The sequence below is a fragment of the Betaproteobacteria bacterium genome (genome assembly GCA_016720925.1).
GTDB lineage: Bacteria > Pseudomonadota > Gammaproteobacteria > Burkholderiales > Usitatibacteraceae > UKL13-2.
The window spans coordinates 81,941-88,621 of sequence record JADKJR010000025.1 but is presented as its reverse complement, the minus strand read 5'-3'; the positions used below and the strand labels follow the sequence as shown (position 1 = coordinate 88,621).

The 6,681-nt window shown below is 58.5% G+C and carries 11 protein-coding genes; all 11 read right to left on the bottom strand.

Translation table 11 applies throughout. From position 1 onward, the window contains the following. Positions 1-181 precede the first annotated feature (181 nt). Entirely contained in the window at positions 182-580 is a 399-nt protein-coding gene (locus tag IPP88_21825) for a hypothetical protein (protein ID MBL0125220.1), read from the bottom strand. Continuing rightward, complete coding sequence (locus IPP88_21820) at positions 571-1,242, bottom strand: hypothetical protein (GenBank protein ID MBL0125219.1); 672 nt, start codon at positions 1,240-1,242, stop codon at positions 571-573. Before IPP88_21820 ends, IPP88_21825 begins: the two co-directional genes overlap by 10 nt. Positions 1,243-1,244: 2 nt before the next feature. After that, positions 1,245-1,424 carry a hypothetical protein gene (locus IPP88_21815; protein ID MBL0125218.1) on the bottom strand — a complete coding sequence of 60 codons (180 nt, stop codon included), beginning with the start codon at positions 1,422-1,424 and terminating at the stop codon, positions 1,245-1,247. Next, positions 1,367-1,918 (bottom strand): choice-of-anchor D domain-containing protein, encoded by a 552-nt coding sequence (locus IPP88_21810; protein MBL0125217.1) that lies wholly within the window; start codon positions 1,916-1,918, stop codon positions 1,367-1,369. Before IPP88_21810 ends, IPP88_21815 begins: the two co-directional genes overlap by 58 nt. Positions 1,919-2,023: 105 nt before the next feature. Beyond that, entirely contained in the window at positions 2,024-2,617 is a 594-nt protein-coding gene (locus IPP88_21805) for a hypothetical protein (GenBank protein ID MBL0125216.1), read from the bottom strand. 242 nt (positions 2,618-2,859) lie between these two features. Further along, positions 2,860-3,084: a hypothetical protein gene (locus tag IPP88_21800; GenBank protein MBL0125215.1), complete on the bottom strand. Its 225-nt coding sequence runs from the start codon at positions 3,082-3,084 to the stop codon at positions 2,860-2,862. Next, on the bottom strand, positions 3,081-3,356 hold the full coding sequence (locus tag IPP88_21795; protein ID MBL0125214.1) for a hypothetical protein: 276 nt from the start codon (positions 3,354-3,356) through the stop codon (positions 3,081-3,083). Before IPP88_21795 ends, IPP88_21800 begins: the two co-directional genes overlap by 4 nt. 7 nt (positions 3,357-3,363) lie before the next feature. Continuing rightward, entirely contained in the window at positions 3,364-3,519 is a 156-nt protein-coding gene (locus IPP88_21790) for a hypothetical protein (protein ID MBL0125213.1), read from the bottom strand. Between the two features lie 258 nt (positions 3,520-3,777). Further along, a complete protein-coding gene (locus IPP88_21785; GenBank protein ID MBL0125212.1) occupies positions 3,778-4,182 on the bottom strand; it encodes a hypothetical protein in 405 nt (134 codons plus the stop codon). Between the two features lie 678 nt (positions 4,183-4,860). Continuing rightward, a complete protein-coding gene (locus tag IPP88_21780; protein MBL0125211.1) occupies positions 4,861-6,294 on the bottom strand; it encodes a threonine synthase in 1,434 nt (477 codons plus the stop codon). Between the two features lie 2 nt (positions 6,295-6,296). After that, positions 6,297-6,680 carry a VOC family protein gene (locus tag IPP88_21775; GenBank protein MBL0125210.1) on the bottom strand — a complete coding sequence of 128 codons (384 nt, stop codon included), beginning with the start codon at positions 6,678-6,680 and terminating at the stop codon, positions 6,297-6,299. Position 6,681 lies beyond the last annotated feature (1 nt).

Genomic DNA, 6,681 nt, shown 5'->3' with positions numbered 1-6,681 from the left:
CGATATTGTTGTGCGCTGATTGTCGGGTACGCCGGTCAAGGTGACGGTGACGTCATTTCCGCCGGCAAGTGGTGCGGCGGTGGCCGTGCCGATCGTCGTCGTCAGCGATCCTATCAGGAAATCGGCTGATTGAATTCGAATATGGTCTGGTGACCGGCGCCGATGGTCCTCGGCTCCACCTTCATCGGTGCACCGACATTAGTTGGCAGGTCATAGGGACGCTGGCGTGCACTTTGCGGGACAATACGCCAAGCAGTCCTACCGGCGCGACAGTGTTCTTGATCTTGACGACAAAGCCATTGTCGATGGTGCTTCCGGTCGTGCCGTCACCGCGATCCATGTCAAACTGGCTAACTTGCCCGCCTGCGACGATGGTGCCATCCGATAACAGATGGATATCGCCGATGTTCTCGAAATTTGCGGTGATCACGAAAGCATAAATGCCGCCGGTGCCGAAGGTGGTGTCGAGGGATCCGTCCGGGTTATGGCGAACAATGACGCTGTCTGAGCCTGAAAGGCAGGCGCCACCACAATTGCGACGGCCCGCAACGAGAATCTTGCCGTCAGTCATCAATTGCATCGGACCGGCAAGATTGGTGCTAGGCGATCGCGGTTCTTTCCACGCCCGGCGGTGCCGAACAATGTATCGGGTGAACCGTCCGCGTTCAGGCGCGCCAGAACCGTCAGGTAGGTGCCGCTGCCGGAAGCACGTTCGGTGCGCGACATCAGCAGGAGCTTCCCGTCGGGCTGCACTCGCATGTTTCGCACGTTGTCTTCAAGCGCGGTTGCCGCGACGTTTACGCGGCCACCGGTTCCCCAACTCGCATCGATGCCCCCACTCGTAGTGAGCCTGTAGAGGGCAATATCGCGGGCACTGCCCCACCGTACGAATAGGCTACGAATATCTTGCCGTCCGCGGCAAACCGGTGCGAAGCGCGCCTGGGTATGCGGCGGCTGCATGGTATCCGGCACCAGGATGTCCGCGCGTCCGGCAGTTCCAAAGCTGCCATCAAGGCCGCCATCGGCATTCAGGCGGACGAGGCCAATCTTGTTGAAGTTCACATTGTCGGCGTTGCCGCTCGCGAGCATCCGGTCGTCCGCGTAGAACTCCAGGCGCATGGATCGAGATTGGGCACCACGGTACTGCCGCCGGTGCCGAAACGCGTCGACCTGGCCTGCGGAATCTAACCGGTAAATGACCATGTCCGCATTGGCGACTCCATTCGTGGAAGCAAGTGCCACGATCACTTTGCCGGTCGATTGAACATGCACACCGGCGGTGCCGTTGAAGAAGGCGTTCGCCGCAGCGGGCACCAGCCGAACAAGCCCGCGCTGCCCCAGGTCGTGTCAGGGTTGCCATCGGTATTCAGGCAGGCCACACCGGCGACAGCAATGCCATCCTCCACCGCCTTGCGCGCCCACACAAAGGCAATGATCTTGCCGTCGGGCTGTAACGCCAGCCGGTCCACGGACTCCACACCGTACGGGCCAAAGGGAGACGAAGGCCTTTCCGCCACCGCCGGGGTTTGTCGTCGCGCCAAAGGACGGGACAAGATTGCCGTCGTTCGCCATATTCTCGGCGATCCCATAAAGCAAGGAAGGGATAGGACGGATTCTGGATCGGAGAAGGCGAGGTGTGGTTGATGCTCAACGTCTGGTTGGTGGTGCCTGCACCGGTAGGCGCGTAGGTCACATCAAGCTGGCAGCTGCCGCCCGCCGGAATTGTCGTGCCACAAGTGCCACCGAGGCTCATCGGCGCGGAAACGCCAGAGAAGTTCACGGTCGCCGTCGCCGTGCCAACATTTAACAAGTTCACAGAAATGGTCCGCGAGGTGCCGATGCCCTGATTGCCAAAAGTGATTTCCCGCGTGGTCTGCTGCGTGTAAAAACCAGGATACGCGGGCACCATGCCGGTCATTCGACAATACCAACGCGGGTTGCCCAATCTGGATGCCGATTCCATAAGATTGACGGCGACGCCTGTCACAGGCCCCACCGCTGTTAGCACTGCGGAACTGGTGCACTAAATCGTGGTGTAAAGGTAACGTTCGCCATTTACAGACGCTCCCGCCGCTAGCGCGAGCGAGCGGTTGTGACTCAGGACCGAAAACTCATCGTTGTTCGTGCCAAAACCAACGACGGTCGCGGTTGTTAGCGACGTGTTGGTTATGGTGACGGCTTTGCTGGGACTCGTGGTATTCGTTGTCTGGTAACCGAGGAAAACCCTTGAGAATATTCCCGGCGCCTCGGTGATGGCAACCGATAGCGGGACGGAAGGGCGGCGGTCCCGCCGGGTTGTGGGTGTGAATCCGTTTTCAAGAGACAGGGAAAGCATGGTCGAACGATCGGCGGCAACGCCAAAGGTACGGATATCGCTGCCGTTCAATCCGCCGGAATAGGGCGCAAACGAGGTTCCGCCATTTGTCGACAGCAACACGGCTGGATTGCCCGTGGTGGCCGAGATGCCGGCATAGATATCGCCGGTCGACAGCACGCGCACCTGTGATACCGCCTGGCCGGGGAGAATGTTGGTCCAGTTTTCACCGCCATCGATACTCTTGTGCAGGCCCGAAGATGGCGCGAGCGTGCCGTTGGCATTCACGTTATTGTTGCCCATGTCAAGCTCTAGCGAATTGCCGGTGCGGACCCGCAATGCGTGACGGGAAGCGGGGAGCCTCCGTTATCAGTCGCCGAATACTTGAGTGTCCAGTTCGCGCCGCTATCGGTAGACTTATACAAGCCCCGTCGGTTGCCGCATAGACGATGGCGGATTCGTTGTGATCCCGTGTCACCGTGTTGATCGACCGCGCCTCCGGGGTCGTGAGGCCGCTGTTCGATGCCACCCACGTCGCGCCGCCATCAGTGCTCTTGAACACGCCGGCGGCATCGCAACCCTAGATACAATATTTGCGAGTTATTTTCATCGATCGCCAGCCGGCTGGTTTGGCCGATCATGTTTGGCAGGCCATTGTTGATCGCGCTGAACGAGGTGCCGCCATTGGTGCTCTTGAAAATACCGCGATTGGTCGTCGTGACGTAGATAATCGCAGGGTTGGATTTGTCCTGAATAGGCGACACCTTCAATGGTGTTCCCGGTCACCCGAGTCCATCGGCGCGCAACCTGCACTGCAATTACCGTAGATGTAATCAATCCGGAACAATGTGTGCCCGGTCACGTAGCCTTTGTATGGCGTGTCGCGATCATGAGTAATGGCATTGACGCGACCGCCGCCATCGCCCATCTGCACGCCGTTAATCGTCGTGGCGTTGTCTGTTGTTTTCGCCAGACCATTCAGCGTGCCGAAATAGTAGGTCGATCCGGCGGTTGCGATCGCAACTGTGCGCGTGATGAGCATCCTGTCGTCAGTAAGCGGGTTTTCCCCACAGCGTCCAGTTGACGCCGCCGTCGATAGTTTTATATACGCCTTCCTTGTCCAGTCCGACGTGCAGGATTGAATTGCTCGTGGCGATACCGCCGAGTGCCGCGATCCCCTGGCAATGACGTGGGCAATCCCGCATTGCTCAAGGTCAGCTCGCGCCAGTGTAGGTCGAACGATACATGCCGCTGCCGTGGACATACGCCAAAAGATTGGTTGGGGCCAGCGGGCGGACCCGCTGTTGCAGCGGATGTGAATTGAATGTTGAACGTATTGAGGGTTCCATTTGGTGCCGTGATGCCGCTGTTCGCCGCGGACCATGTCGCGCCCGCATCGATGCTCTTGTAAATGCCATAGTTGCTACTGGCTAGGAAGTATGTATTCGAGGCAACGTCCCGGGTCAATGCGGATACGGCGACATCGTCCGGCAAGGTGGCGTTACCCAAGCGGCTCCAGGTGAGGCCATCGTCGATGCTTTTGTAAAAACCGCTGTTGTTGCGGCACGCCGTGCCAATGATGAGCGTGCGGGGTGTTGTCGCGTCGAAGTTAATGCCGGCAAACATTGAGCAGCCCAGCGCCGTCCGCCCGAACCGTTGAGCGGCAGCCAGTTCGCGCCGCCGTCGCTGGTTTTGAACAACCCGGCGCCGTCGGTGCCCGCATACATGGTGGTGAAATCGGTGGTGCTGATACTTGAGTGCGTCCTGACCTCGACGATCGGCAAGCCGTTACTTATTTTCTGAAAGGTCGACGTCTGCGAATTGCCCGTGTCGATCACCTTGTACATGCCATCGGTCAGCGTGGACACAATGAAGCGTATTCGTGCCCGTCACGGGCGTATTGAGGAAGACGCCGATGTTGCGAATGTACGGATCGGTTGCGACGCGATAAGTCCACTGCGCGGCGGCATCCTCTAATGCCGGTTGATAGCGTAAACATTATGAAGCCGGCGAGTGCCAGGAAACGACGAATTGCGGGTGCGCCCATGCTGAGTTCTCCCTGTCCATTCCAGCCGCGGGTGCGCGACTGCAGAAACTGCCTGTCCTTGCGTGGCGCAATGACAGCCTAAGCGATGCGTGTGGTGCGGTTGAGAGACGTGTGCCGGTGCTGATTCTGGTGCAAGCGCGGTCGATGGTGGCGAGTTAGCTCTGCGCATCCAACCGCAATTTAATTTACTCGCTTCACACGGCAGGGTCAATCGGCAGCATCGTCACGATGCGCCGTTGAAATGGCCCGATCCGGCAGGTGAAACTCCGGCACTGGCGCGGCGTTTCAGCCATTTTATGCCTGAGAGGCCCGCCGGTGGTGGAGTTTACGTCCAGCAACTTCTCGAAGCCTCAAATTTCCGTCATTCCCGCGCAGGCGGGAACCAAGTTAAGCACAACGGTAGGGATATCTCAACAAGTTTGGATTCCCGTCTGACAGGGAATGACGAGATCTTGGGGTTCCCTTACTTGAGATAATGCCGCCAGCAGGCGCGCCAGCGCTAGACTTTGCCTACGACCCGTGCGATCAAACGTTTCACCGCGTCGGCATCGACATTCATTACTTCGAATCGCTGTGGAAGCGCCTCGATGCCTTCATATTGCGGCGGCCGTGTGGGTTTTCGTCCGAGCGCCTCGACGATGCTCGCCTCGAACTTCGCCGGCAACGCTGTTTCCAGGCAGATGAGCGGCACACCAGGTTCGCGATGCGCCAGCCCGACCTTCAATCCATCCGCCGTATGCGTATCAATTTCGATTTGATACTTCTGCCAGACGTTGCGGATGGTGTCGATGCGATCCGCATGTGAACTGCGGCCGGAAATGAAACCAAAGGCCGGCATGCGTTTCCAGATGTCGCCGCAGTCGGAGACATTGAAGCCGCCTTCGTGTTCGACTTTGCGCATCAGTTCGCGCACGCAGGCGGGATCGCGCCACAAAAAGTCGTACAGGAAACGTTCGAAATTCGACGCCTTCGAAATATCCATCGACGGGCTCGATGTCTGCAGGGTTTCCGCGGCCTTTCTCGGGCGGTAGTTGCCGGTACGGAAAAACTCGTCCAGCACGTCATTTTCGTTGGTGGCGACGATCAGGTGTTTGATCGGCAAGCCCATCATGCGCGCGATATGCCCTGCCAGCACGTTACCGAAATTGCCGGACGGCACAGCGAACGAAACCTTTTCCTCGTTGGAGGCGGTGACGGCAAAATAGCCCTTGAAGTAGTACACCACCTGTGCAACGATGCGGCCCCAGTTAATTGAATTCACCGCGCCGATTTTGTACTTAGCCTTGAATTCGAGATCGTTGGATACGGCCTTGACCATATCCTGGCAATCGTCGAACACACCGCGCACCGCGATATTGTGGATGTTGGCGTCCTGGACAGAAAACATCTGTGCGGTCTGGAACGGCGACATCTTTTCATGCGGGCTCAACATGAACACGCGCACGCCATGCTTGCCCTTCATTGCATATTCCGCGCTGGAGCCGGTGTCGCCGGAGGTCGCGCCGAGAATATTCACTTCTGCGTGACGTTTAGCCAGCACGTACTCGAACAGGTTGCCGAGAAACTGCATGGCGATATCCTTGAACGCCAGCGTCGGGCCGTTCGAGCATTGCAGGATATGCAGGCCAGGCTCAAGGGTTCTGACCGGCGTGATGTCTGCATTGCCAAATGTTTTTTCCGTGTAAGTCTTGGTGAGCATGGCTTTCAGGTCATCGGCCGGAATGTCATCCGCGAAGCGGCTGATGATCTGGAACGCGAGCGCCGGATACGATAGCGGACGCAGCGCCGCCAGTTCTTCTTCGCTCAGGCTCGGATACGCCTGCGGCAGGAACAGGCCACCGTCCGGCGCAAGGCCCTCCAGCAGGATGTCGCAGAAGGATTTGGGATGGTCGTCCGGCGCGGAACCGGCGCCGCGCGTGCTGATGTATTTCATATTCAACTCACCACTTCAGGCAAACGCCATGGAGGATTGAGCCGGTTGTCACCGGCATGGAACAGGCAAATCGGATTGCCGCTGGGATCACGCAATCGCGCCTCGCGCCAAAGCCAGCGCTGGTCGGCGGGCTCGGAATCAAATGTAATCCCCTCGGATTTCAGTTTTTTGACCACCGCATCGAGTTGTTCGTTCTCGAAGTACACCACGGTTGATGCCACCGCTGACACCTCGCCCAGGTGGATCGAGAACGTGCTTTCTCCCTGCGGGCATTCGAAGCGGGCGTAATGCGGGCTTTTCACAATCGTCTTGAGCCCGAGCGTGCGATAGAACGCGGACGCCGATTCGATGTCCGTCACCGTGACAGTGACCTGGTTGAGGCGCATG

Bases quoted from the DNA above. Each gene is read 5' to 3' on its own strand.
- IPP88_21825 (MBL0125220.1), bottom strand. From the start codon at position 580: ATGCAATTGATGACTGACGGCAAGATTCTCGTTGCGGGCCGTCGCAAT.
- IPP88_21805 (MBL0125216.1), bottom strand. From the start codon at position 2,617: ATGGGCAACAATAACGTGAATGCCAACGGCACGCTCGCGCCATCTTCG.
- IPP88_21795 (MBL0125214.1), bottom strand. From the start codon at position 3,356: ATGCTCATCACGCGCACAGTTGCGATCGCAACCGCCGGATCGACCTAC.
- IPP88_21775 (MBL0125210.1), bottom strand. From the start codon at position 6,680: ATGCGCCTCAACCAGGTCACTGTCACGGTGACGGACATCGAATCGGCG.
- IPP88_21790 (MBL0125213.1), bottom strand. From the start codon at position 3,519: ATGCGGGATTGCCCACGTCATTGCCAGGGGATCGCGGCACTCGGCGGT.
- IPP88_21780 (MBL0125211.1), bottom strand. From the start codon at position 6,294: ATGAAATACATCAGCACGCGCGGCGCCGGTTCCGCGCCGGACGACCAT.
- IPP88_21810 (MBL0125217.1), bottom strand. From the start codon at position 1,918: ATGACCGGCATGGTGCCCGCGTATCCTGGTTTTTACACGCAGCAGACC.